The sequence below is a fragment of the Butyrivibrio sp. CB08 genome (genome assembly GCF_003625485.1).
Lineage (GTDB): Bacteria > Bacillota > Clostridia > Lachnospirales > Lachnospiraceae > Butyrivibrio.
Window position 1 is genome coordinate 137,981 of the sequence record NZ_RAIR01000006.1, and the last position, 26,342, is coordinate 164,322.

Genomic DNA, 26,342 nt, shown 5'->3' on the forward strand with positions numbered 1-26,342 from the left:
TCTCAAGATCTTTTACTTTTTCCATAAGATAAAGCCTTACAAACTTTTGCATCTGAGTGTGATTAAAGCTTCTTATTACACCTTTTTCGGCGACGTCCAACATGAATAGTCACGGTCTCATCAGCATAAGATTCATCCAATAAATGTGGTTGGTCCGGACAAAGACTTAATGCATCGTGTTCCTTCATGCGGATCAAGAATAACTGATCATTGTAGATAGCATGAGAAAAGATGTTCAGAGAGGCATATCCTCGGTCGGCAATGTAAATGACTTTTTCGTCTGAAGATGAATGCTTATCAAGGAAGTTGCAGAATGCGCTTCTCTCATCCAGCTCCTTAATGGATTGAACTTCTGCATCCAAAAAAGTGTCGTTCAAGATATCGTAAAGCGCGTTCAAATGAGCCTGATTAAAGCCTTTGCGACTATCTATGTTATCGACCAAAGTGTTATGATCAGCATAGTTGTAGGGAAGATTGAGCCTGGTACCATCACAGGCAATAAGCCGGTATCCGTGAAAGGTTTTGTTGCAAGAAATGGTTTTATTAAACTGATAAAACAGTTCTTGGAAAGCTTCCTTTTTAATCTGATTGCGTCGCTGGATCATGGCTGATGGAAGCGGAAGGTCTTTTTCACCAAACAGATCTAATAGTACAGTTGCGACATTATCTGCACCTGCAATCATAGGAAACAGCATGGTTTGAGCAAAGGAAATCTTCTTTTTTCTTGTGAAATCAGACGAGGGATTTTTCAAGAATTCGTCTCTTCTCGCCAGCAAGGATTCGAATACAGAAAACAGATTTTGCCGTATTTCAGAAACAGTAAATGACATGTCAGCACCTCCGTAAAATGTCTTATAATCAAGGCGCGGCAACATTTTTTTGCTGACTTGTCAAGCGTTTTTTGCAAAAAAATCAGAGGGTATTTCACCTCTGATTTAAAGTAACTATTTAATTAAAAAAACTTAGGGGACCTTATCTAAATGACATTGCCCCCATCCCTGGGGGTCATTTCGGTAGAAGGTAGACAAAAAAGGAAAGCAATATTCGCTTTCCTTTTTTAGTGGAGAGAGGGGGAATTGAACCAGTGTCGCATCTCTGAACTATACATAAAAACAAGGCTTGTGGCTTCATCATCTAATGATAATCATCATATAATCATCAATACTTTTTGAAATAGAATACATCAACATAATAAGTGAAAAACGGGCTTTTATCCGTGTAGATGAAAGCCTGTTTTTTGCGTTGTGATATTTTAGGACAATAAGATCATTAACTACAGGAGGCCAGATATGAAAAGAATAAAAGATAAGTTTGAAAGCGAATATGATGATATTCAGCTGGCAATAAATAAGAAATCATTCGAACTGAATTATAATGGTGGGACAATATGGTGTGAGCATCTCGATGGAATGGGAATCAATGATCAAGAGGTGATTGCTAAGTTTAAAGGTGATCTTTCGAAAATGATGAGACCTTCTGTTTCATCCAATGTTATCATTAATCTTGATGAAACGAAGATAACAGAATCTATTTCGAATGAGATTGTGGAGGGCTTGGTTGGTGATAATAAGAGGCTTAGAAAGGTTGCCTTTGTAGGTGTGGATAAAAAACACTATTCATTATTCAAAAAAATTCATAATTATAGCGGAGCAATTGTAGAATTCTTTGATGATTATGAGAAAGCTAAAGAGTGGGTATTGTAAAAAATTGTAGTGCTTAGCTGCGTTGAAGGATGCATACTAGAAGACCTTTGCCATCTATATATGTCGAGAATTTCTTCGGCAAAAAAGGCAACTAAGTCCACCTGCTGTGATTAAACTAATAGAAAAAAATATCCTACCTGTGCGGCCCAACAGAAAAGACCCTCGCAAAGTCAAACCTCAGGCCTCGGTAAGCTTCCTATATAGAGTAGCTTAATCACATAAAAGTATACGTTTATTAAGGCAGATAAACAATCTGTCTTTTTAGCATACTCAAAAATATCAAAACAAAAAGGAAGTAATGATAATTGTAGAATTATAATCATTACTTCCCTTTGATTTGATTTTTGCCGTCTTAACTTAATGACATTGCCCAAAAGGGCCGTTTTTTATACGAAAATTCTCACTTGCACAAACAGTCTGCCCTTCCTGGAGGTGCCGGTTTGGCCGTCGTAAATAAACTTTCCGTGGCCGCGGACGGAGACCCGGGAGCCGGGCTTAAGGTCGTAGCCTCCGCTGTAGGCAGTTCGGCCATCGATAAAGACAGATTCTGATTCGATGAGCTTTTGTGCTTCGGAGCGGGATAAGTGATAGACAAAAGCAAGGATTGCATCGCAGCGCTCTGACGCAACTGAGCCGCTTACTTCCTTGAATTGTGGGCGTATGTCGCACTCCCTGGCGTTCACGATCTGGCATTTTACAGATGTGTGTCTTATGCGGATCAGCTCTTTTTCTATCATGGCGGCGATTTCTGGAGTAGCGAAGACGTAAGCTTCCTTGTCTCCTGCCAGGATATCTCCTATCTGATCTCTTTCAATGCCCATGTTCATCAGGGCTCCAAGGTAATCCCTATGGTTTAGATCGTCGGCAAACCTGCTGTTTACCGGGGTTATATGGATGCAGGAAATTATGCTCTGCTCCGCTTTTTCAGACATAAGGAATGTCTCCTCATCAAGATAGTCTGGTAAAAAACAGATGACAGCTCTTTCCGCCTCGTCAAAGCCACCGTAAACAACGTACTTTGCTCCGCAGTACTCGTGTACATTTGAGGATACGCCTTCTGAAGACAGGATCTGATAAAACATAGCCTGCTCCGACATAGATAAGAAGACAGTATTGGTTGTAAATCCGTTCTGATATGCCCTGTTTGCCAGGTCTTTCAGTCTTCCAGCCAGAAAATCTCTGGTCTTTTCTTCCATTGACAATTCTCCTGTATATAAATAATTAAGTATAAGTTTATTTTTCTTTAATTGTATAAATCATACATTTGTGCTTATAATACAAAAAAGCTAAACCTCATGATTGCTATGCAAAGGAGGGCTGATTATGGGTATAAATGGAATTAGCGGCGGTATGCAGGCATATCCATCGCAGGAAACACAAAAACAGCAGGTTGCAGTAGCTCCTAAGATTGAAGATGATGCTAAGTCAACACTTCTCGATACAGAAGGCCAGAAGGAACGCCTTGAGAAAATGAAAGCAGAAGCTCAGATTCGGGCTCAGGAAGAGACCAAACAGCAGATGGACATGTCTGAGAGAGCAGCTTCCGCAATGGGCTTTGGCAGCAAGGCTCAGATGCAGCTCATGTGAGGAGCATGGTACGTTAACTAAATAAAAGAATCCCGGTTCTAGGCCTTGGAGCTTCGAACCGGGATTTTTGTTTTAGTAGATCAATGCATTAGTCCAATAGTTCTGTCCGTAAATATCTGTGAATCTGTACATAACATAGACATCCCCATCTCCAAGATAGGTGTTACTGATGACCATGTCATCCATATCGCCCTGAAGAACCATCTGCTCTCCAAGCTTGTATGCTCCTTCGAAGGACTTGTCATATGAGTAAGCATCACAAAGGAAATCGATCTTGTCGCCCTTTTGAAGCTCTGTTAAGTTCTTAGGAACTGTCTCTGTCTCGCCTTCAACATAGTCAAAGGTTGCTCCAGCCACATATCCGTCTTCATTCTCTGAATCGAATACCAGGATAAGCTCTGCTCTGTCGCCATTTATGAAGCATGGAACTCTTCCTGTTATTGCGTATGAATCCTGATTGCCCTGGATATCTACAACCTTGTAGCCTACTACCTGGCCGTCAATTGAGATCCAGGTCTTGTCTGTCTGGGACTTAAGATTTCCCTTCTCGTCAAAATCAAATACATTATCAAGTCCAAGGTCTACAAGTCCAGCTCCGTCGTCATAGTAGAGGTTGAGCTCAAGATCCTGAACCAGGCTCCACTGGTCCTCAGAAAGGCTGATGACGTCTTCTCCTGCCTCATTGGTGGTCCAGAAAAGAGCTGATGCATCAAACTGGTTCTTTGAAATGTAGTCAGCAGCTTTTTCTACATCAATGCTTCTACCAAGAAGAGCTGCTGTAGCAGATGGTGTTCCTGCGCTGCTGTAGCTGCTTGAAAGGAATGCGTTGATGAGCTGTCCTATCATCTCAGCTGACTGGGTTCCTGATGCAGATGAACCTGACAGTTCGCCAAACAGTGATGGCATCGGGCTTCCAGTACTTCCTGAAGCCGCCTGTCCTGCAGCTCCCATACCAGCAAAGCTTGCGATACACTTTGCGTATTCCTCGTCCATTCCAATATCTTCATAGGTATCAACCATTGAAGAGATCTTGCCTGAGGTTCCTGTCCTGTATGGGAAGTAGATGGACAGTCCGTAGGCATTTGTCATATTTGAGCTTGTTCTGTTGTACTTGATAGACTCTCTAAGTACATCCGCAAGGTCTTTAGCTTCCTGTGTTCCGATCCTGTTGGCAAAATCGATAAGGTCAACCTGATCGATCCTCGCAGAAGCGAACTCTCTAGTGCTGCTTCTTGCATTGGATACTTCCTTAAACTCACTTCCGTTGATCATCTCAGAAGTGTCCTTGGAAAACTCAGCAAGTTCTGTTGGCACTGTCTGTGACAGCTCAGCAAGGTCTATGAGTGAAAGAGTGGTCTTCTGACCAGGACATGTCTTGGCACATTGCTCTGTGAATGTATCAATGATTATCTTACTTACATCTGTGGTTGGAATAGAAGTGTCCTTGGAAATGGCATTTAGCCAGTCTGTGTAGTACCAGCCAACACCAGGCTCTGTCTCTTCTGATGCCACAAGGTAATCAGCGTAGTTTGAAACCACAAGGGCATTCTCAACTGTAGCCATAAGACATGTATCAAAGCCCACAAAATCAAAGGTTACTCCGCCATTTTTAAGAGCGGTATTGATACCAGCAAGGCTCATTGCTCCAGCTGATGCGAATTTCTCATCATATCCGTATCCACCTGTTGATCCGCCGCCGTGATCCCAGAATATCAGGATATTTCTGTTAGCGGGAAAAGAGCTTGCTGCATAATTTATAAATCCTGACAAAGTCTCAGGCTTTGTCATTGGAACACTTCCAAGGTTGTCCTTTATAAGTCCAAGCTTACCGTTTTTGATCTGATAGATCTGGTTAGTTGAGCTTGAAACAACGTTGTTCTGCCACTGCTTGGCTCCACCTGTGTAGATGATAAGGTTAACGTTGTCTCCAACATTTGCAGCAAGCATCTCCTGAAGATCCCTTGAAGCCATTCCGCTTCTGGACTCAAGATCTGCGCCGCACATATAGACCATGATGGTAACAGTGTCCTGACCATTGCCCTTTATGACTGTTCTCTTGGCTCTGGCCTTATCAGAAACTGATGTGTTAAGTCTTCCGGTATTAACTTCTCCGCTCCAGGCTGCGTTTGATCCGCTGCTTGCTCCCTGATATGAGCTGTAGCCGCTGCCAAGAAGTGAACCCAGCATGGAAAGTGTTGATCCAGCTGATGAGCTTGGAGAAGTTGTTGTTACACCAGTGCTTGTACTGGTCTGGGGCTGGGTTGTTGTCTGCTGATACTGGGTTGTCGTGGTATCCGACATACCTCCACCAAGGAATGATGACAGTCCTCCGCCGCCTCCAAGAAGCACAATAGCAGCAATTATGATTAGTAGCATGGGGCTTCTGCCGCCTGATCTTTGGGGTCCGCCTCCTCCCTGTGATGAGCCGCCGCTCATTCCTCCAGAGTTTAGGACTGGACCGCCTCCAATGGCGTCACCTCTTCTGTGAACTCCGCTTCCGCCCTCAGTTACATTTTTCTTTCTTCCAACTGGTCTGTTATCCATAAAAGTAGTCCCTCCCTACCAAATAGATACTTTTTCATAATCCATGATACCACAATTTGAAAAAGCCACACCACAATTCGTGGCATGGCTTTCATTTTTCTGATAATTTACAGCTCAAGCTTTCCTGCGCAGATGAGCTTTCCTGATCTTCTGTCAAAGAGAAGAATGTCTTCTCCGTGTATATTTATCTTCTCCTCCTGGCCGATCTGGTAGATCACGCCGCCAAAGATAACGCTTGTAAGAAGGAACTCTCCCACTCTTAGCTTAAGAGTTGATTCCATTCCTGTAGGCATCGCACCATAGATGGTTGTGTCGATCTTACCATTTGCGTCGATGTCGATGGCTTCAGGACGAATTCCTAAAACGAAATCCTCATCAGTAATTACTGGCTCGTCTGTGATAGAGTCATCCTGTTCTTCAACCTTCTGGATGTGATACTTAAATACCTCATCCTTGTTGCTCTTTTCAACAGCGCCCTTCTTCTGAAGGCGGGCTCTTTCAAACTCAGCCTTAACTGCAGCGTCTCTGTCTCTTTCATCTCTCCACTTACTGAGGTCAAGAGCCTGTGTTGGAACAAATCTTGCCTTGATTCCCCCAAGGATATCCAGGGCAACGCTTCCATCGCTCTGCTGAGATCCCTTTCCATCGATGAAGTTCATGGAAGGATTTCCTACGAAGTCAGCAACAAAGAGATTTGAAGGTCTGTTGTAAACCTCAAGTGGTGCAGCATACTGCTGAAGAACACCGTTGTTTACAAGGCAGATCCTTGTTGCCAGTGTCATAGCTTCCATCTGGTCATGAGTTACATATACAAAGGTGCTTCCAGTCTCAACGTGGAGTCTCTGAAGCTCGTATCTCATCTCAAGACGAAGCTTTGCATCCAGGTTTGAAAGTGGCTCATCCATGAAAAGAACCTGTGGCTCCGGAGCCAGTGTACGGGCAATAGCTACTCTCTGCTGCTGTCCGCCTGAAAGCTCAGCTGGATATCTGTCCATGAACATTCCGATCTTAACGATCCTTGAGCATGCTCTTACTCTTGAGTCGATCTCTTCCTTTGAGAGCTTTCTGTTTTCAATGACTGGTGTTCCGTTCTTTAATACTTCATACTTTTCATTAAGGCTCTTTCCCTCGCCTTGGTACTTAGCCTTGATATCTGAAAGTTTCTTTTCATACTCTGAAAGCTTAGCTTTAGCAAGAGTTGCAGGGTCAGAGGCTGTATGTATGCCCATTGCAAACAGCTCTTTTGCTGTATAGATTGAAAGATTGTAGTTGTCGATGAGCTTAACGTATGCCTTGTTCTCATCGAGCTTGCCATTCTTGTCGCGGCACTCTTCCACAACCTCTTTTACCTTGTTGCCATTCTGAAGGGCTCTGATCATGTCCCCGGTCTGCTTGGCAGTATCATCAACTACTGGCATTTCCTCGTGGATGTTCTTAAGGCCAAAAGAGATGTTCTCATAAACTGTCATGTTAGGCCACAGCGCGTAGTTCTGGAAAAGAAATCCCACCTTACGCTTGTTTGCTGGAACATTGATGCCTGCGTTTGAGTCAAATACTACCTTGTCGCCGATTGTGATGCGGCCCTCTGTAGGTGTCTCGAGACCAGCAATCATACGAAGGATTGTAGTCTTACCACAGCCTGAAGGTCCAAGAAGAGTAATAAATGAATTGTCAGGGATGTTGAGGCTGACATTATCTACGCCGAAGAACTTGCCCCAGCGCTTTGTTATATTTTCTAAAATGATCTCTGGCATGATTACTTTCCTCCTATGCCACTGTCAAGGCTTGCGCCTGTCAGCTTGTTTACAAGTGTGTTAAATACAAGAATCGTTACAATGAGGATGAGGTTGATGGCACTTGAGAATGCGTACAGTCCCATCTCATCGAAGTAGTCAAGTGTTGTTGAAAGGATAAATCCCTGTGTACAGAGAAGAAGGAACAGTGACAACTCTCTAAGACAGGTCATGAACGGAAGAAGATATCCGCTTATGATGGATGACTTCTGGATCGGAATGATGATCCTTGTCATTCTCTTTACCCATGATGTGTTCATGATTATCGCTGCTTCTTCAAGCTCGTTACTGATCTGGAGCATGGAGTTTAGTGAACTCCTTGAAGCAAATGGTATGTATTTTACTACACCTGCGATGATCAAAAGTGTGTATGTGTTAAACAGATTGATGTGCTCGTTGGAGAAGAGAATAAAGAAGGCTGCTCCTACTGCAATTGATGGCATGAGATAGGGGAGGAATGCCACGTTGTTAACGTAGTTCGCCCACTTATTTCTTCTCTTCTTAGCTACGGCGTATCCAATGAGTGTACCGATGGTTCCTGCGATGAGTGCACAGACAACTGCCAGGAACAAGGTTCCAAAGAATGCGTGCCAGATTGTCTTGTTGTACAGGATACCAGCCTGTCCGTACATGCCGTTTTCTGTGATGTTCTCGTTTGTTACCCACCACTTTGTTGTCAGGTGTGCAAGATTTCCTGTGTAGAGGAAGCTGTAATCACCTGGGTTTGGAAGGAAGGTCTCAAGAGCAAACAGAAGGATTGGCCAGATACTTGTAAAGAATGTGATCAGGATAAAGATGATTCCTACCACGTATTTTCCAGCCTTACCAATTGAAAGCTTTGTGAGCTGACCTGACTTACCAGTTACAGTGGTGTAATTCTTGCGGCTCTTTAAGCTCATCTGGTTCATTCCAAGGATGAGCACTCCAAATATCATCATGATGATGGCAAGGATCGAAGCCTCTCCGGTGTATGTGCTGTTCATTGATATGTACTTGGTGGACAGCGTTGTGAGATTTAAGTAATGAGGTACCGGGTAACTACCCATGGCACTTCCAAATACCAGAAGGATCGTTGAAAGGATCGCTGGCTTGATCATTGGAAGTGTTACCTTAAACATTATCTTCCACTTAGGTGTATCTAGGATTGTTGCTGCCTCTTCAAGGTTTGCATCCATGTTCTTGAAGATTCCTCCGATGAGGATGTAAGCAAATGGTGCGTAGTGAAGGCCAAGAACCATGGCACTTGGGAATGCTCCCTGGCACCACCAGTGTGGGAAGTAAACATGGAAGATTGCAGCAAGAAGTCCGTCTGATGTTCCCGTTACCTTGTTTGAGTAGAACATGTGCTGCCATACAACAGCCAGTGTCCACTGAGGCATGATATACGGGAAAATGAAGATGGAGCTTAGGTACTTCTTAAACTTCATATCTGTTCTTGTTACGAGAAATGCGAAAAGTCCGCCGAACAGAATTGAAATAACGCATGTTAAAACTGAAAGGATAACTGTATTAAGAAGTGGTGTCCAGAGATTTGCCTTGGCAAGTCTGCTGGTAAAAAGATCTGTGTAGTTGACGATCGTGTATCCGTCCACCCTGCCAGTTAAGTGCTGGTCAATGGTTCCTGGATGGATCTTGAAGGTGTCTTTTACGATTGCCACAATTGGTGCGACAGTTGAGAAGGTCAGAACAATCCCAAACAACAAAAGTATAATGTTCTGAGGCTGGGAAAACCATGTCTTTACCTTATTCTTGAAAATCGCACTTTTGTCTGGTTTTGCGATTGTCTGCATGTTGTCTCCTTTTATAAGGGGATGGCTCCAACGGGCGCCATCCCCATAAAATCATGATTCAAAACTTCTGATTATTCGCCTGGTGCATAGTGATCAAGAACGTCGATCCAGCTTCCTACTGAGAAGGAAACTTCTGAGCAGTATACAGGATCCTCGAGAACGAGCTCACCATCTGTTGTCCACCAGTCATATCCTCTGTCGTTCTTAGCTGGGAACTCATCTCCGCCACCCTGTGAGTGATGGAATGTATCCTCGATCTCTTTTGCAACGTTAGGATTTGATGAGTAACCACCCATGTCCTTACCCCAAGCTTCGAAGCCAGGCTCTGTGCATGTCATGAAAGCGATGAATGCGCATGCTGTCCAAGGAAGTGGGCTGTTCTTTGTAAGGAAGAGGTAATGGCAGTATCCATATCCACCGATTCCTGTGTAGCCATCCTGGTATGCTGCTACGTTGATGTTGTTAACTGATACTGTAGCTGACTCCTCTACTGAACGGAGCTTTGAGTAAACAAGAAGACCTGCCTGATCTGTAGCTGATGCATCAACAAGAGTGTTGCAGATAGGACCGTCATCAGTCTGCTCGTTGTAGTTGTTAACCCAGAGTTTGATCCATGCAAGAGCGTATGCGCCGTTTGCACCAAGACCAAGGTCATTTGCGTCTGCCTGCATTGACTGAACAACTGGCTCGAAGTAAGCCTTCTTTGTATCGTCAAGCTTGTCATAAGCTTCCTTAAGCCATGTAGCGTACTTGTCTTCTGTGAGCATCATAAGGAAGTTCTTTCCTACGATCTCAGAATCAACGCCCATGAAAAGAGGGTGTGAATCTTCATATACGAAATCCCAGCAGTTAGTATATGTAGCGCTGCCTGTGTTGTTGTACATGAATACCTTGTTAAGTGTCTGAAGAGGAAGGAATCCTGTGTAAGCATCAGCTGTTGTTCCGTTTGCCTCTGCCCACTCCTTAGGAACGAAAGTCTTAAGGATATCTGTATCAACCATCTTAGACTGGATCTGATTACCATCCTGGATAAGAGTCATGGCAAATGTGCCTTCGCTCTTTAAGGAATCAGATGTGAGCTGCTCAAAGATCTTGTTGTTCTTTGGCTGCTGCCACTCGAACTCCATTGAGTAAGATGGATCAATTGACTGTAAGTACTCGATGAATACTGGAAGTGCTGACTTACCACGGCTACTGTTACCAACGCCGTAGAATGTCTTTCCGTTTGACTCTTCGATAGCCTTCTTAGCGAGCTCTTCCATTGACATGCCTTCCGCTTCAGCGATGATAGCATCGATTCCGGTAAGCTCTGCTGCTGGAGCAGCTGCCTCAGTTGCTGCAGGAGCTTCTGCACTCTGTGCTGCATCTGTAGTAGCTGTCTGTGTGTCAGTGGTAGCTGCTGGTGTGCTTGCTGCGCTTCCGCAACCTGCAAGAGCTGAAACTACCATGGTGAAGGTTAAGATTGTAGATAATACTTTCTTTTTCACTTTGTTTCCTCCTTTAAATTCTGCCCGGTCTTTTTTCTGAATAAAAAAGTACTTACCAGGCAATACTCTTTGCTTGATAAGTACATTTTATTTTTTTGCGTATTTTGTTTGCAGATGACAATTCTGATATTATTTGTAAAATCTTAACACATTTTTTATAAATCCAGACCCTTACTCTGATAGTCAGATGGAGTCTTGCCCACCAGCTTCTTAAAGGTGTTTGAGAAGTAGGCGATGTCCTGATATCCCACTTTTTCTGCTACTTCGTAGACCTTGACCTGCATGTCTTTTAAGTAGTTCATGGCCATCTTGATGCGGTACTTGGTCAGATAGTTGTTGATACTGATATCAGTCTCAGACTTAAAGAGTCTTGATATATGTCCCTCACTTACGCTCATGGATTCTGCCAAAGCCCCAAGGGAGAAGTCCGTGTCAGGATAGTGGTCTTCAATATACTCAATTGCTGCCACTACGTATCGGTTTGAGACCTCCTCTTTTTTCCTTAGTGGAATAAGCTGCTCCTCAAGCTCACTGGTGCTGGCAGGGGCATTGGGGTGAAGGTGAAGGAGCCTCTGAATGGAGCCCTCAAGTTCACCATCTGAAAAGGGCTTTAGCAGGTAGTCAGATACTCCGATCCTCACTGCTTGTCTGGCATATTCAAACTCGTTGTAGGCTGTAAGAAAGATAACCTTGATGTTTGGGAATTTCTCTATAAGCTTTTCTGCAAGCTCAATTCCGTCCATCTTTGGCATGCGGATATCTGAGATCACAAGGTCAGGCCTTGTCTCTTCAGCCACTTCCAGGGCTTCAAGGCCGTTACTTGCTTCCCCAACGACTTCACATCCTATAAGGGCCCAGTCTGTGTCGCTCTTTATTCCCATCCTTACATATTTTTCATCATCAACTATCATTACTTTGGTCATATTATTCCCCTGTAGGTGCGCTCTCAGAATATGGAAGTGTGACGATCATGACGGTTCCGCCTTCTGTAGGCCTTATGGCAAGGACGCCATACTCTTTTCCATAGTAGAGTCTTATTATGGTGTTGACGTTGTTAAGTCCAAGATGCCCTTCCAAAGTCTTGGCATCATCAGTGTTTAAGGCATTTAGCATCTCATCGCTTATTCCCTTTCCATCGTCCTGAACAGAGATCTTAAGTAGATCTTTTCCGTCCTGGTTTTGCCTAAGGGCAGCAATGTAGATGTGTCCGTTATCCATTTCATCCATTCCGTGGATAATAGCGTTCTCAACAATTGGCTGCAGGATAAGCTTTGGGATCACAGCCTCTCTGACTTCTGCCGGGACATCAATAGTGATGTCGAATTTATCATCAAATCTGATCCTCTGAATATCGCAGTAATTCTCGATAAGCTTAAGCTCCTCATTTAGCTTGCAGAACTGCTTCTCAGAGATGCTGGTACGCAGGATCCCTGCAAGAGATGAGGACATGGTAGCAACCTCAGGAACCTGGTTTGCCTTAGCCACCCACTTGATGGTATCAAGGGTGTTGTACAAAAAGTGAGGATTTAGCTGGGCCTGCATCATCTTTATCCTGGTCTCATTGACCTTGCGCTCCGCCTGAACTCTCTCTTCCATGGTGTCCTTAAGCTGCGTGGTCATCTTGTTAAAGCCAACAGCCAGCTGTTTGAACTCATCCTCTCTCGCAAGCTCTATCTTGGCGTCAAAGTCGCCTTTCCTGAAGCGGTTCATTCCCTGGTTCAGGACATTTATTGGCTTAGCGACATAGTTACTAAATCTGTTGGCCAAGAGAAGACAGATAAGAACACTTGCCACAGCAAGGAAGATAATGATCTGATACCCCGCTCTTACTGCGGTTTCATCAAGAGCCGGAGGCGTGATATAGATTCCAAGAAGTCCCGTATCCCCGATCTCATTTATGTAAACATTGCTGTCAAATCCATTGTTGTAGAGCTGACCTCCAAAGAGGTTTGACCGTATTATATTAAGGGCCGATTTGTCTTTTGCAGAACCTATAAGGCAGAAGGGCCTAAGGTACTGATTGGTGAGCATGAATCCGTCATTGGCGTTAAGCAGCTCTTTTAACTGAGATTCAAGCTCATCCTGCTGGATCCTTATAACAACAAATCCTGGAGTCTGACCCTTAACCACCTGCTTGGCAGCAAGAAGTGATGCGCCATCTCCAGATGCTTCACCTGGGTCTAGTGTATAGACAACCTTTCCTTCGTTGTCCTGTGCCTCTTTTAAAACCGAGTAGTACAGTGGGAGCTCCGCAGATTTATATCCGCTTCTTGTGCTGTACATGCAAAGTCCGCCCAGATACAGGTCAACCACCGCAAATTCCCTGATCTGCCTGGTCTCCTCATAGAGGGCATTGTATATGTTAAGTGAGTTCTTTCTTCCTTTGGAAAAAGAGTCTGCGATAGCCTCGTTGTGTGCAATCCGGTCGATAGTATCTTCCGTGTCTTGGAGAATACCGCTTATCCTCTCCTCAACCATGGCCACCTGCCTGGAATCTCTAAGCTCATAGTCCGCCCTGATCCTGGCCTGCAATCCCTGAACGGTGAGGATACCTCCTCCGATGACAAGGATAAGAGTAACTGTAAGGAAGGTTATGAACATCTGTCTTTTAAATGACTGTCTGACAAATCCCATAGTCACTGCCCTCCCTTGTTTTCTAACTGATCCCAGAGGGCAAAGACATCCTTCTCTTCCTTGGCAGATCTCTTAACGTCAAAGTCGATCTGATCTAAGGTGCCAGTGTATGGATAATCAAGATCTGTTCTAACTGACCTTCTGTAGAAATTCTCAACCGCGTACTGCTGGGTATCGTAGCCCACAATAAAGTCGATGAATCTTCCTGCATTGTAGCTGTGGGGAGCGTTCTTGACCATGGCGCAGCCATCCGGAACAGCGCTGGTTCCATCTTCAGGATAGATCATGGCAATATCCTCTCCCTGACCCATAGCCTTTCGTGCTGTCTCTTCAAGAGTTATTCCAATAAGAAAATCGCCATCAGCTACTTTCGGTATTACCTGGCCTGAAGATGCAAGAACTCTTCCGCCCAGCTGATCATAAAATCTTGGCAGGATCTCTTTTGCATCCTTATCAAGAACCTGCTCCATGGTAGAGATTATGGTGTAGCTGGTTCCTGAATTGTTCATATCCGCAAAGGCGATCTGGCCCTTCCACTTGCTGCTTAAGAGCTCCTTCCAGGTCTTTGGCGCCTCAGAATATGACACTAGCTTTTTGTTATAGACAAACACGATTGGAAGCTCAGTAAATGCGGTCCAGTAGTTGTCGTTGTCCACAAACCCCGGGTCCAGTATGTTTTTCTCACTTACAGAATATGGTAAAAAGAGGTCCTTGCCCGCCTCATAGCTCTCGATACCTCCGCCAAACATGATGTCACATCTACCTTCTTCGGCGGCACTTCGAACCTCGGAGAACATCTCCGCTGTTCCGCCAGCATGTATCTCAACCCATATCCCTGTGCGGTTCTCAAACTCTCTGATTATTGGAAGGTACACTTCCTCCTTGTGGGAAGTGTAGACGATGAGCTGCTTTTCCTCTGGTACGTTGTACTTCCCAGAAATGTATTCTATCTCCTGCTGCCTTTCACTGTTTCCACAGGAAGAAAGCAGAAGCGCCATTGCCTCTGCCACAAGTACTGCCACTAATTTAATTAGTCTCTTTCCCTCTCCAAGTTTGCTCATGATAGTTTTTATTGTACTACAGCTTCCCTCGCTGTGCACCTTGGTTACCTTGATTTACCACTTATATTATGATAATATACATAAGGTCATGTTTCCGTAGCTCAGCAGGATAGAGCGTTCGCCTCCTAAGCGAAAGGTCGTGGGTTCGAATCCCGTCGGGAACACTCGCGAAGGCTACAAGCCATGCAAAAAAGGATACATAAGAGCTCGATGGGAGTTTACTCACAAGAGAGCTTTTATGTATCTTTTTTTATAGGGCGCCAGCCCGCGGGGCAGGAAGCTGCGCTTCCTGCATTCGCATGGCTTCCTTTTTCTCCCATGCCCGCAACCCCAAAATACTACCCCGACAAAAGAGAGCATTTTATATCGGGAAGGCTATGTACAAGACCTCTATACTAAAGTTACAATCAAGTTGGAGGTTACTCATGAACTGGACGAAGATCATTGAAGACGCTATCAGGTTTATCGAAGAGAACATCACTGAAGATCTGACCGTTGGCAGGATTGCTCAGGAAGTAAATACATCCGCGTTCTATTTCCAAAAGGGCTTTTCCATGCTGTGCGGATACACAGTCGGAGAATATGTCCGGATGAGAAGACTCTCTCTTGCTGGAGAAGAACTTGTTTCCACGGACATCAAGGTGATAGATCTTGCCATAAAGTATGGCTACGATTCAGCAGACAGCTTCACCAAGGCGTTTACAAGGTTCCACGGCAGTACTCCAACTGATGTGAGACAAAATGGTGCAAACGTAAAAGCTTTTGCGCCGCTGCATATCAAACTTTCGTTAGATGGAGGAAAAACTATGGAGTACAGAATTGAAAAGAAACCAGCATTTAAGGTAATGGGAGTTTCAAAGATCGTTGGCTACGGAAATGGCTACAGTGAGATCCCTAAGTTCTGGGATGAGGTATTTGCCAAGCCAGATAATAAGCTTATGGGCATGTATGGAGTGTGTCTTGATGATGAAGTTCCAGGTGATGAATTCCGCTATATGATCGCCGACGACTACAGTGAAGACCTGGCTAAGACAGCTGGGCTTGAGGTAAAAGAGATCCCGGAGCGCACATGGGCTATATTTCCCTGCCGCGGCGCAATGCCACAGGCTCTTCAGAGCGTTAACACAGAAGTTTTTAACCAGTGGCTTCCTTCAAGCAACTATGAGATCGACGGAGGATTCAATATAGAATTCTATACCGACGAGACCAAGTATGCTTTAGGTTCTAAGGATCCTGAGTACTACTCTGAGATCTGGGTTCCTGTTAAGGCATAACGTAAGAACCAAATAAAGACCATGAAAAAAGGATGTCACTTGTGACATCCTTTTTGTATATCGATTTTAGAATTCTGTTATCAGAGCTGGATTGCTGTCTTAAGTGCGATCTCCATCATGTCAGTAAAGCTTGTCTCTCTCTCTTTTGCAGAAAGCTCCTGAGCCTTGAACAGGTGATCAGAACATGTGAGGATTGTAAGCGCGTTCTTGCCTGCCTCTGCAGCATTCATGTAAAGAGCTGGTGTCTCCATCTCAACTGCAAGAGCGCCGAAGTTTCTGTAGAGCTCACTCTCGTTGCACTTCTTGTAGAAAGCATCTGAAGAAAGAACATCACCAACGTGGTATGTTACGCCCTTCTCCTTGGCGAGAGCTACTGCCTTCTCAAGAATGTTGTAGCTTGCTGTAGGAGCGAAAGTTCCTGGAAGACCGAACTGGAATCCGTAGTTGGAATCAGTGTGTGCGCCCATAGCGAAAATGATATCCATTACGTTGACCTTGTCCTGCAGTCCGCCTGCACTTCCTACTCTGATGATATTATCAACATCGTAGAAATTGAAAAGCTCGTAGGTATAGATACCAATTGATGGGATGCCCATTCCATGGCCCATTACTGAGACCTCTTTTCCCTGGTATTTACCAGTGAATCCCAGCATACCTCTTACTTCATTAAAACACTTGATATCCTCAAGGAAATTCTCTGCGATAAATTTAGCTCTGAGTGGATCGCCTGGCATTAAGACGGTCTTTGCTATTTCACCTTTTTCTGCACTGTTATGTGGTGTTGCCATATCGTATTCTCCTCTCTTATTTTAGTTGGCGTTAGGGAAATTGATAAATCCCTGCATCCATATGTTACCTTTAAATCTTCTGCCTACTGCAGGCTCGCCCAAAAGATCAGCCTCATTGATGCATACATCAAACTCCATCTCGTTGCAAAGGATCCTCATGATGTGTACATTCTCGCCGGTTAAGCTGTTAGTGACTTTCCTGGTCTCTATTACTTCTCCGAGAACCGAGTACTGGTCGCACTCAACACCGTAAGGCATAAAGTAAGTATCTACAAGACTGTAGATATCCTGCTTTCTTATCTTTTTGGACAGGGTTGTATAAAGGTCCATGTCGTCCAGTGTGAGGGATTCGATAGCTGTCTCATCTCCTCTTCTGGCGTTGTTTATAAGTTTGTTTCGGTAGTTTGACTTCTTTTTTGCCGCTTCCTTCTCTTCCTCTGTCTTGGCAATGGGCATAAGAATCTGGCCCTTTACAGAAAGAGCTGACAGGCTAAGTGTGGTTCCCTTGATGGGGAACTTATCTTCATTTTCATATTTTACGTAAGGGATTATGTTCTGGAGATAGAAAATAAGCGTTACACCAAGCCTTGGTTCATTGCACACTCCCGCATATGAAAATGTGGCAGCGTGTCTTTCAACATTCAAGTCCTCTTCCGTGCTGACTGCTGATGGAATCAGGTATGGATAGTAATACTCGTAGATGAATTTGTCTTCTTCGTCAAATTCGCCGCAAACTGCTAGTCCTATGCCATCGGCATAATCCCTGCAAAATTCTGCAAGTATGATTCCCTCACTGTTTGAAACATAAGCTCTTTTATCAGAATTCTGAATTGAGCTTGTGATGAGATTTGTGAGCTCTTTTCTATTTTTAATTTGTGAAAACCCCACGGCTCGCAAGAATTTATGCAAGGATCATAGACCTCTCTTATTATTTGTTGTTAGGAATGAGAACTTCCTTGCCACCCATGTAAGGACGGAGAACTTCAGGAATCTTAACTGATCCGTCAGCCTGGAGGTTGTTCTCAAGGAATGCGATGAGCATTCTTGGTGGTGCTACTACTGTGTTGTTAAGTGTGTGTGCAAGGTAGTTGCCATCCTTGCCCTTGATTCTGATTTTAAGTCTTCTAGCCTGAGCGTCTCCAAGGTTAGAGCAGCTACCTACTTCGAAGTACTTCTTCTGTCTTGGTGACCAAGCCTCTACGTCGCAGGACTTGCACTTAAGGTCTGCAAGGTCTCCTGAGCAGCACTCAAGAGTTCTTACTGGAATATCCAGTGATCTGAACAGGTCAACTGTGTTCTGCCAGAGCTTGTCGTACCAAACCTTTGAATCTTCTGGCTTACAGATAACTACCATCTCCTGCTTCTCGAACTGGTGGATTCTGTAAACACCTCTCTCCTCGATACCATGTGCACCCTTCTCTTTTCTAAAGCATGGTGAATAGCTTGTAAGAGAAAGTGGCATCTGCTCCTCAGGAATGATCTGGTCGATGAACTTACCGATCATTGAGTGCTCACTGGTTCCGATGAGGTAAAGGTCCTCACCCTCGATCTTGTACATCATTGCTTCCATTTCTGGGAAGCTCATAACACCTGCAACTACATTTCCATGGATCATGAAAGGTGGTACGCAGTATGTAAATCCTCTGTCGATCATGAAGTCTCTTGCATAGCTGATAACTGCTGAGTGAAGTCTTGCGATATCGCCCATGAGGTAGTAGAAACCGTTACCTGCTACTCTTCTTGCTGCATCGAGATCGATACCAGCAAAGCTCTCCATGATATCTGTGTGATAAGGAATCTCGAAATCTGGCACTACTGGATCGCCATACTTCTGGATCTCAACATTTTCTGAATCATCTTTTCCGATAGGAACTGACTCGTCGATGATCTGTGGAATGATCATCATCTTGTTTGTTACCTGCTCATCAAGTTCCTTCTGCTTAGCCTCAAGAGCCTCAAGCTCTGCAGCCTCTTTAGACACCTCATCCTTAAGGGCCATAGCCTCTTCTTTTTTACCCTGAGCCATAAGACCACCAATTTCCTTGGAAATCTTATTTCTGTGGGAACGGATCTCATCAGCCTTCTGCTGATTTGTTCTTCTCTCCTCATCAAGCTTGATTACTTCGTCAACAAGTGGAAGCTTGTCGTCCTGGAACTTCTTCCTGATGTTCTCCCTTACTACGTCAGGATTCTCTCTTAAGAATTTAATGTCGATCATGGTGATCTCCTCCAACTATAATATTTTAAACAATTAAATTTTATACTTTTTATCTTCTGGATGTGCTTTCAAGCGCAAGGTCCAGTGCTTTCTTTTCTTCTCCGGACAGCTCAACATCTGCAATTCCTGCATGGATGTCTTTTGCATAGGAATAGTTAAGGCCATCTGTACTGTGAACAGAGTTCAGCAGAAATCCATTATCATTCTCATCCAGCATGCAAAGAGCAAAGCTCAGCTTTCCGCCACTCTGGTTAAACGCATCGTACTTCTGAAGACCAATCTTCTGGAAGGTGTTGTTCATACGTCTGTTGATATCGATGATGTCTTTTCTGTTCTTTTCATTCTCAGCCCTGATCATTCGGTTGTCATGGAAAAGACCGACTATCTCATCCTCAAGGGAATCTGCCTCTTTTCCCTTCATGAACTTGTTGTATTTTCTTTCAAGTTTTCTGAACTTACCGTTAGTGATAATAAGAAGTACCACAAGAATGATCACAAGAGCAAACAATACGATGAAAAGTATTCCCGGATCTAATGTCCCCAATCCAATAGCATTTAAAATATTGCTTTCCATTTCTCCCCCAGTCGATTACTCTCTACATAATCTGTTTATTATTTTTTCAAGGTCATCATTGTTGTAGAACTCAATCTGGATAAGACCTACTCCATCACCCTTTGATGTAACCTCAACCTTGGTACCAAGTGCCTGCTTACATTTCTCAGATACTTCTGCATATACTGCGTCGATACTTGGATTTGTTTTTGGTGAAGACTTTTTCTTAGATGTCTTGCCATGATTCTTTGCAAGCTTCTCTGTCTCACGAACGCTAAGTCTCTGATCAACAATCTGCTGTGCTATCTCTTCCTGATCCGCCTCACTTGTTATGGACAAAAGAGCTCTCGCATGTCCGGCAGTGATCAGCTCCTGGATTACCATTTCCTGAACTCTGTTGGTGAGCTTCAAAAGTCTCATAGAGTTTGTTACATATACACGACTCTTGGAAATCTTCTCAGCAACCTGATCCTGAGTATAACTGTGCTCATCGATAAGCTGTTTGAAAGCGAAGGCTTCCTCGATAGGATTGATACCTTCTCTCTGAAGGTTTTCAATGATTGCTATCTCAGCTATTTCAGCATCGGTAAGATCCTTTACAACAGCAGGAACTTCCTTAAGTCCTGCCTTCCTTGCAGCTCGCCATCTTCTCTCACCTGCAACGATCATGTATCCGCCGCCCCTCTTGGTTACAAGAAGAGGTGTGATGATACCGTGCTGCTTGATGGAATCAGCAAGCTCCTCGAGACCATCTTCATTGAAAGTCTTTCTTGGCTGATTCTTGTTTGGTTCAACTTCTGTTATCTTAAGATTCTGGACCTGTCCTTCAGCTGGCTTAGCCTTACTGCTGGATACTTCCTCATCTTCTCTTTTTGTTGTAGGAATCTTGGTTGGGATTATAGAATCAAGTCCCTTACCCAATCCCCTCTTTGCACCTTTTGCTGCCATCATTTCCTCCAGGGTTATTAGTTGAATTTTCTTTCTATTACTTCTGCTGCAAGAAGTCTATATGCCTCAGCACCAGCTGACTTGGGTTCGTACTGGTTGATTGGCATTCCATAACTGGGTGCTTCTGCAAGACGAATGTTTCTTGGGATGATAGTCTTATATACATTCTCCTCAATGTGTTCCTTAACATTCTCTACTACCTGAAGAGAGAGATTTGTTCTGGAATCAAACATTGTGAAGACAACACCTTCCATTTCAAGATCAGGATTCAGTCTGTCCTTAACAAGATTAACTGTGTGAACCAACTGGCTGAGTCCTTCAAGAGCATAATACTCACACTGAATTGGAACAAGAACTGTGTTGGCCGTTGTCATAGCATTGACAGTCAACATACTAAGAGATGGTGGGCAGTCAATTATGATAAAGTCATAATTATCTTTTACACCGCTGATTGCATTCTTAAGAATAAACTCCTTGTCCTCTGCATCGATAAGTTCTATCTCCACAGCTGCAAGGTTTACATTTGATGGTATGATATCCACATTCTCACAAACATCTTTTGTGATTGCTTCGTCAATGGTTATCTCTCCGATGAGCAGTTCATAGATGGTATTCTCAAGTTCATTCTTATCAAGTCCAAGACCACTGGTTGTATTACCCTGTGGATCAGTATCAATAACAAGAACCTTCTTTCCTTTTTCTCCAAGAGCTGCTGAAAGATTGATAGAAGTTGTAGTCTTACCTACTCCACCCTTCTGGTTTGCTATCGCAATTACTCTTCCCATATTTCCTCCACTTTACTCAAAACGCTATATAGATTGTAACACAATTTATAATCTATAGAATAAAATTACTTATATTTTTACCCTGGTACTAGATATAGGTGTCAAAAAATGTTTCACTAAAATATACAATTTTGTGTTTCAAAAATGTTTCACGTGAAACTTCCACAATATCTTGGGTATTAATGTTTCACGTGAAACAATTTTTAGTATTACAAATTGTTCCGGATTTGAATGTTTCACGTGAAACTAAAGAAAGTATAAATCTATATTTAGGATAATGGTTGTTTAGAAGGTGTACCTGCTTTGCGAGGATACTTCTTAGAAGTAGTTTCAACCTTATCAACTATACAGATAGTTCTACTTACGTCAGAATCTGGTAAAAGAAATTCTTCAGCAGACACAAGCTTACCGCCAAGTAAATGTAAAGCACCCTTAGCAGCCTTGAGTTCATCCTGAGCTTTCTCACTCTTATAAGCAATAAACCTTCCACCGACCTTAACATATGGAAGGCAATATTCTGAAAGAGTGGACATATTAGCAACTGCTCTGGAAACAGCAATATCGAAAGTCTCTCTTAGTGAACCTTCCTTAGGAGCACAATGATCTTCTGCTCTTCCATGAACAGTTTTGATACTACCCTGTTCATTTAAGGATAAATCATCTATAACTTCATTGAGGAAGTTAAGTCTCTTGTTCAATGAATCAAGAAGAGTCACATTAAGATTTGGGAAAACAATCTTTAGTGGAATTCCCGGAAAGCCTGCTCCCGTACCAATATCTATAAGTGAATAATCAGAAGCAGAAAAATCAAAATAGTTATAGCTGGAAATACTATCCACAAAGTGTAGTTTACAAACATCACTAAACTCAGTAATAGCTGTAAGGTTCATAACCTCATTCCACTTGATAAGAAGTTCATAGTACTTATCAAATTGCTGAAGCTGTTTATCTGAAAGTTCAATGCCAAGAGAAGAAAAGTCCCTTAGCATCTGTTCGTATTTATTCCTCATTAGCTTGTCCTCTTTTTATGGAATCAAGGTAAATGACAAGTACTGTAATATCAGCAGGATTGACTCCACCTATTCTGGATGCCTGTCCGATATTGGTTGGTCTGAACTTCTCAAGCTTCTGTCTTGCTTCAAGGCGGAGACTACTTACATCATTATAATCAATATCAGCTGGTATTAATTTCTTTTCCAGCTTCTTGAACTGTTCAACCTGTCGAAGCTGTCTGCTGATATATCCTTCATACCTTATGGTGATCTCAACCTGCTCCTTAACATCAGCTGGAAGATCCTGTCTGTCAGGATCGATCTCACTTATGTTGTCATAATTAAACTCGGGTCTGCAGATAAGTTCAGCAAGAGATGTGGCAGTCTTTAAAGGAGTTGAGTTGTTCTTCTCCATGAAGGACTGCATGGAAGCATTGGCTCCAACCTTTGTTTTCTTAAGTCGTTCTACTTCAGAGTTAATAAGTTCCTGTTTCTTTAAAAGAGCATCGTACTTTTCCTGACTTATAAGTCCAACCTCATAACCCTTTGATCTGAGTCTTAAGTCAGCATTGTCCTGTCTAAGGAGAAGTCTGTACTCAGCACGTGAAGTCATCATTCTATAAGGCTCAAGGTTTTCTTTTGTAACAAGGTCATCGACAAGTACACCAATATAACCTTCAGATCTGTCGATAGAAAGGAACTCTTTTCCCAAGATCTCCATGGCTGCATTAATACCAGCATAAAGACCCTGAGCTGCAGCTTCTTCGTATCCACTTGAACCATTGAACTGGCCAGCGGAGAAAAGCCCTCTTATCTTCTTGAGCTCAAGAGTTGGATGAAGCTGACCCGGGCAGAGACAGTCGTACTCAATAGCATATGCACACTTAACTATCTTACAGTTCTCAAGACCAGGAACAGTTCTGTACATAGCAAGCTGAACATCCTCTGGAAGTGAAGATGACATACCATCAATGTACATCTCATTAGTATAAGTTCCTTCAGGCTCAACAAACACCTGATGTCTCTCATGGTCCGGGAACTTAACTACCTTATCCTCTATTGAAGGACAGTACCTTGGTCCAACGCCTTCAATGACACCAGCATAGATAGGTGATCTGTCAATGTTATTACGTATAATATCATGTGTTTTTTCGTTGGTATATGTGAGCCAGCATGAAACCTGAGGTTTCTGTACATCTGCTGGATCTGTATCAAAAGAAAATGGAATAACAGGATCATCTCCAAACTGCTCTTCCATTTTGGAGTAATCGATACTGTTGCCATCCATTCTTGCAGGCGTTCCGGTCTTGAATCTTCTAAGTTCAATACCAGCCGTTATTAATGAGGCTGATAAAAGATTAGATGGCTGAAGTCCATTTGGTCCACTATAGGTAATGGCTTCACCAGTAAGACATCTGCTCTTAAGATATGTTCCGGTACAAAGAATAACAGCCTTGGCTTCATAAATTATTCCGGAAAAAATCTTAACACCAGTTATCCTTCTCTCATATCCCTGATGCTTTAATGATTCATCAGCAATATCCTCATATAAAAGTTCGGACACTTCAGCCTGCTTGATGGTGAGATGATCCTGAGCTTCAAGAATCCTTCTCATCTCTTTGGAGTATTCCATCTTGTCAGCCTGGCAACGGAGGGAATGAACAGCAGGACCCTTAGAAGTGTTCAGCATCTTGGACTGAAGGAATGCTTTATCGATAACCTTTCCCATCTCTCCGCCAAGAGCATCGATCTCTCTTACAAGATGACCCTTTGATGAACCACCAATATGAGGGTTACATGGCATGAATGCAATATTGTCGGCGCTCATAGTAAAGATCACTGTTTCAAGACCAAGTCTTGCACAAGCAAGAGCTGCCTCACAACCAGCGTGACCTGCACCAACTATTGCCACATCAATTTTTTCTCTAACTTCCAACATAAATTATTTACCCATACAGAACTTTGAAAAAATCTCTTCAACAAGATCATCACCAACTTCTTCTCCGATGATCTCTCCAAGAGATGAATATGCATTACTAAGATCGATAGTATAAAAATCTTCAGAAAGATCTTTATCTATGCTTTCAACTACAAGCTGTAAACTACCCGCTGCTTCTTCAAGCAGTTTCTTGTGACGAAGGTTTGTAATATAGATCTCCTGCTTTGGAGCAAGGTCGCCATTAAAGAAAAGATCAGTAATTGCGGCCTTTAGGTCATCTAAACCTTCTCTATTAAGTAAAGAAGTAGTGATGACAGGAAAATCTATGGTGTCACTACCTGAAAACAGCATAGGAAGGATATCTTTTGATATTTTAATCTCAGGAGTTAAGTCGTTCTTGTTAAGTATAACAATGGTCTTCTTACCTTCGCAGAGTTTAAAGATATCCTTATCAATATCTTCTACATCTGATGTGGAATCCAGAACGTAAAGGCAAAGATCTGCCTCTTCGATTTTCTCTTTTGCCCTGTCCACACCAATCTTTTCAATGAGATCTTCTGTTTCTCTAATTCCTGCTGTATCAATGAGGTTAAGAACAATATCATCAAGACGTACTGTCTCTTCAATGACATCTCTTGTTGTTCCAGCAATATCTGTAACGATTGCTCTCTCACTACCTGAAAGAGCATTTAAAAGTGAGGACTTACCAGCATTTGGTTTTCCAATAATAACAGTTTTAATTCCATCCTTCCTTATCATACCTTCATCAGCAGATTTAAGGAGAGATGAAATTTTATTGATCATGGGAAGTAACTTATCTTTTAACTGATCAGAATATCCAGTAAGATCATAGTTCTCCGGATCATCAAGAGCAGATTCAATGTAAGCCATCTGGTAGATGATGTCTTTACGAAGACTTGTAACTTCATTATATATATTTCCAGAAAGCTGTGCTCTTGAACTTTCAAGGGCAAATCTGTTCTGAGCTTCAATGATATCCATGACAGCTTCAGCTTTTGTGAGATCAATCCTGCCATTTAAAAAAGCTCTCTTGGTAAACTCACCAGGTTCAGCAAGTCTGCATCCACTCTGCAAAAGAAGAGAAAGGATCTCATTCATCACAAGCATTCCGCCGTGGGAATTGATCTCGATCACATCTTCACAGGTATAGGAATGAGGAGCTTTCATATAAGAGATCATGACCTCATCAACTATTCTGTCTCCATCACAAATAAAACCATACTTTATGGAATTGGGTGTATGTGAAAGGAGGTCTTTTTCTCTTTTCCCGGATATATAGATCTTAGAGCAGATAGAAAGCGCATCCTTACCACTAACTCTGATGATTCCAATTCCTGCATCAGACATGGCTGTTGCGATTGCACAGATTGTGTCATCATTAAAACTGTTAAGTATGTTTCCCATATTTTTTACCTAAACAAAACCCCTCAAGACAAAGGCTCGAGGGGTATCTAGTTAAGATTATTTCTTTAAAGTAACAACTACTCTTCTGAAAGGCTCATCACCTTCACTGTGAGTTGTAACATATCTGTCGTTCTGAAGAGCTGAGTGAATGATCCTTCTCTCATAAGGATTCATTGGCTCAAGAGCAACTGACTGTCTTGTCTTCTTAACCTTAATTGAAATATTCTTAGCAAGGTTCTCAAGAGTAGCCTTTCTTCTTTCACGATAATTCTCTGTATCAACTTTTACATGAATGTAATCCTGAACATCTCTGTTAACTACCAGTGAGATCAGATACTGAAGTGAGTCAAGAGTCTGTCCTCTCTTACCGATGAGAACTCCCATCTCTGCTCCACTAAGTTCAACATCAAGAATGTTCTCCTGTGCATTGAACTTGGTATCTACCTTAACTTCCATCTTCATGGCTTCGAAGACTTCTTTTAAGAAAGCGTTTGCTTTTGCGATAAGCTCATCGCCATTAACTTCTGACTTAGGAGCTTCTGCCTTTTTCTCTTCTTTTACTACTTCTTTTGTTTCTTTCTTAGCTTCTTTCTTGGTTTCCTTAGGAGCACTTACTGGTTCCTTAACTGGAGCCTCTGCATTTTCCTCTTTGATTCTGGCCTTGATAACTGCTGGCTTACTAGCGATTCCAAGGAATCCTGAAGAACCATTTGAAACTACTTCATAATCAAGTCTGTCGCTTGTAACCATAAGTGTTTCGCAAGCTTCTGTTATAGCATCATCCACATTTTTTGCGGAAAACTCCTGATATTCCATATTTC

At 42.9% G+C, this 26,342-nt stretch carries 22 protein-coding genes and 1 tRNA gene; 4 read left to right on the forward strand and 19 right to left on the reverse strand.

Translation table 11 applies throughout. The features are described 5' to 3' along the window. Positions 1 to 62: 62 nt before the first annotated feature. Positions 63 to 830, reverse strand: coding sequence for a transposase (locus tag D6855_RS11770; RefSeq protein WP_120741284.1), 768 nt, complete (start codon positions 828 to 830; stop codon positions 63 to 65). Between the two features lie 459 nt (positions 831 to 1,289). On the opposite strand from D6855_RS11770, the gene D6855_RS11775 reads away from it, so the two are divergent. Continuing rightward, the gene (locus D6855_RS11775) at positions 1,290 to 1,703 is read left to right on the forward strand and encodes a hypothetical protein (protein WP_120741286.1); all 414 of its coding nucleotides are present in this window, start codon (positions 1,290 to 1,292) and stop codon (positions 1,701 to 1,703) included. 386 nt (positions 1,704 to 2,089) lie between these two features. On the opposite strand, the gene D6855_RS11785 is transcribed toward D6855_RS11775, so the two are convergent. After that, positions 2,090 to 2,899, reverse strand: a complete 810-nt coding sequence (locus D6855_RS11785; RefSeq protein WP_120741288.1) for a YlmH/Sll1252 family protein — start codon at positions 2,897 to 2,899, stop codon at positions 2,090 to 2,092. Positions 2,900 to 3,026: 127 nt separating this feature from the next. Here D6855_RS11785 and D6855_RS11790 point away from each other — a divergent pair, with 127 nt between their 5' ends. After that, positions 3,027 to 3,290 (forward strand): hypothetical protein, encoded by a 264-nt coding sequence (locus D6855_RS11790; protein WP_120741290.1) that lies wholly within the window; start codon positions 3,027 to 3,029, stop codon positions 3,288 to 3,290. A gap of 72 nt (positions 3,291 to 3,362) precedes the next feature. On the opposite strand, the gene D6855_RS11795 is transcribed toward D6855_RS11790, so the two are convergent. The 7 genes from D6855_RS11795 to D6855_RS11825 form a co-directional block, all read right to left on the reverse strand. After that, a complete protein-coding gene (locus D6855_RS11795) occupies positions 3,363 to 5,834 on the reverse strand; it encodes a clostripain-related cysteine peptidase (RefSeq protein ID WP_120741292.1) in 2,472 nt (823 codons plus the stop codon). A 107-nt stretch (positions 5,835 to 5,941) separates the two neighbouring features. After that, entirely contained in the window at positions 5,942 to 7,588 is a 1,647-nt protein-coding gene (locus D6855_RS11800) for an ABC transporter ATP-binding protein (protein WP_120741325.1), read from the reverse strand. A gap of 2 nt (positions 7,589 to 7,590) precedes the next feature. After that, positions 7,591 to 9,417, reverse strand: a complete 1,827-nt coding sequence (locus D6855_RS11805; RefSeq protein ID WP_120741327.1) for an ABC transporter permease — start codon at positions 9,415 to 9,417, stop codon at positions 7,591 to 7,593. 71 nt (positions 9,418 to 9,488) lie between these two features. After that, the gene (locus D6855_RS11810; protein ID WP_120741329.1) at positions 9,489 to 10,904 is read right to left on the reverse strand and encodes a hypothetical protein; all 1,416 of its coding nucleotides are present in this window, start codon (positions 10,902 to 10,904) and stop codon (positions 9,489 to 9,491) included. Between the two features lie 155 nt (positions 10,905 to 11,059). Then, positions 11,060 to 11,827: a response regulator transcription factor gene (locus D6855_RS11815; RefSeq protein ID WP_120741331.1), complete on the reverse strand. Its 768-nt coding sequence runs from the start codon at positions 11,825 to 11,827 to the stop codon at positions 11,060 to 11,062. A gap of 1 nt (position 11,828) precedes the next feature. Further along, positions 11,829 to 13,538, reverse strand: coding sequence for a sensor histidine kinase (locus D6855_RS11820; RefSeq protein WP_120741333.1), 1,710 nt, complete (start codon positions 13,536 to 13,538; stop codon positions 11,829 to 11,831). A gap of 2 nt (positions 13,539 to 13,540) precedes the next feature. Further along, entirely contained in the window at positions 13,541 to 14,599 is a 1,059-nt protein-coding gene (locus D6855_RS11825) for an extracellular solute-binding protein (protein ID WP_120741335.1), read from the reverse strand. A 90-nt stretch (positions 14,600 to 14,689) separates the two neighbouring features. On the opposite strand from D6855_RS11825, the gene D6855_RS11830 reads away from it, so the two are divergent. Next, positions 14,690 to 14,763: transfer RNA gene (locus tag D6855_RS11830), tRNA-Arg, on the forward strand. A gap of 261 nt (positions 14,764 to 15,024) precedes the next feature. Continuing rightward, positions 15,025 to 15,873 carry an AraC family transcriptional regulator gene (locus tag D6855_RS11835; protein WP_120741337.1) on the forward strand — a complete coding sequence of 283 codons (849 nt, stop codon included), beginning with the start codon at positions 15,025 to 15,027 and terminating at the stop codon, positions 15,871 to 15,873. Positions 15,874 to 15,953: 80 nt separating this feature from the next. Here the strand turns inward: D6855_RS11835 and deoD are convergent, their stop codons facing one another. From deoD to jag, 10 genes are all read right to left on the reverse strand, one after another. Beyond that, entirely contained in the window at positions 15,954 to 16,661 is a 708-nt protein-coding gene (gene deoD, locus D6855_RS11840) for a purine-nucleoside phosphorylase (RefSeq protein WP_120741339.1), read from the reverse strand. 21 nt (positions 16,662 to 16,682) lie between these two features. Continuing rightward, a complete protein-coding gene (locus D6855_RS11845; protein WP_243111909.1) occupies positions 16,683 to 17,549 on the reverse strand; it encodes a DUF3881 family protein in 867 nt (288 codons plus the stop codon). Between the two features lie 40 nt (positions 17,550 to 17,589). After that, a complete protein-coding gene (gene serS, locus D6855_RS11850) occupies positions 17,590 to 18,879 on the reverse strand; it encodes a serine--tRNA ligase (RefSeq protein ID WP_120741343.1) in 1,290 nt (429 codons plus the stop codon). Between the two features lie 49 nt (positions 18,880 to 18,928). After that, entirely contained in the window at positions 18,929 to 19,453 is a 525-nt protein-coding gene (locus D6855_RS11855) for a DUF4446 family protein (protein WP_120741345.1), read from the reverse strand. Between the two features lie 15 nt (positions 19,454 to 19,468). Then, positions 19,469 to 20,380: a ParB/RepB/Spo0J family partition protein gene (locus D6855_RS11860; protein WP_120741347.1), complete on the reverse strand. Its 912-nt coding sequence runs from the start codon at positions 20,378 to 20,380 to the stop codon at positions 19,469 to 19,471. A gap of 17 nt (positions 20,381 to 20,397) precedes the next feature. Then, a complete protein-coding gene (locus D6855_RS11865) occupies positions 20,398 to 21,165 on the reverse strand; it encodes a ParA family protein (RefSeq protein ID WP_120741349.1) in 768 nt (255 codons plus the stop codon). Positions 21,166 to 21,434: 269 nt separating this feature from the next. Further along, entirely contained in the window at positions 21,435 to 22,175 is a 741-nt protein-coding gene (gene rsmG / locus D6855_RS11870; protein WP_120741351.1) for a 16S rRNA (guanine(527)-N(7))-methyltransferase RsmG, read from the reverse strand. Further along, on the reverse strand, positions 22,165 to 24,096 hold the full coding sequence (gene mnmG / locus D6855_RS11875; RefSeq protein WP_120741353.1) for a tRNA uridine-5-carboxymethylaminomethyl(34) synthesis enzyme MnmG: 1,932 nt from the start codon (positions 24,094 to 24,096) through the stop codon (positions 22,165 to 22,167). The genes rsmG and mnmG overlap by 11 nt, the downstream gene beginning before the upstream one ends. A gap of 3 nt (positions 24,097 to 24,099) precedes the next feature. Beyond that, positions 24,100 to 25,521: a tRNA uridine-5-carboxymethylaminomethyl(34) synthesis GTPase MnmE gene (mnmE, locus tag D6855_RS11880; RefSeq protein ID WP_120741354.1), complete on the reverse strand. Its 1,422-nt coding sequence runs from the start codon at positions 25,519 to 25,521 to the stop codon at positions 24,100 to 24,102. A gap of 57 nt (positions 25,522 to 25,578) precedes the next feature. After that, complete coding sequence (jag, locus tag D6855_RS11885; protein ID WP_120741356.1) at positions 25,579 to 26,337, reverse strand: RNA-binding cell elongation regulator Jag/EloR; 759 nt, start codon at positions 26,335 to 26,337, stop codon at positions 25,579 to 25,581. Positions 26,338 to 26,342: the final 5 nt, after the last annotated feature.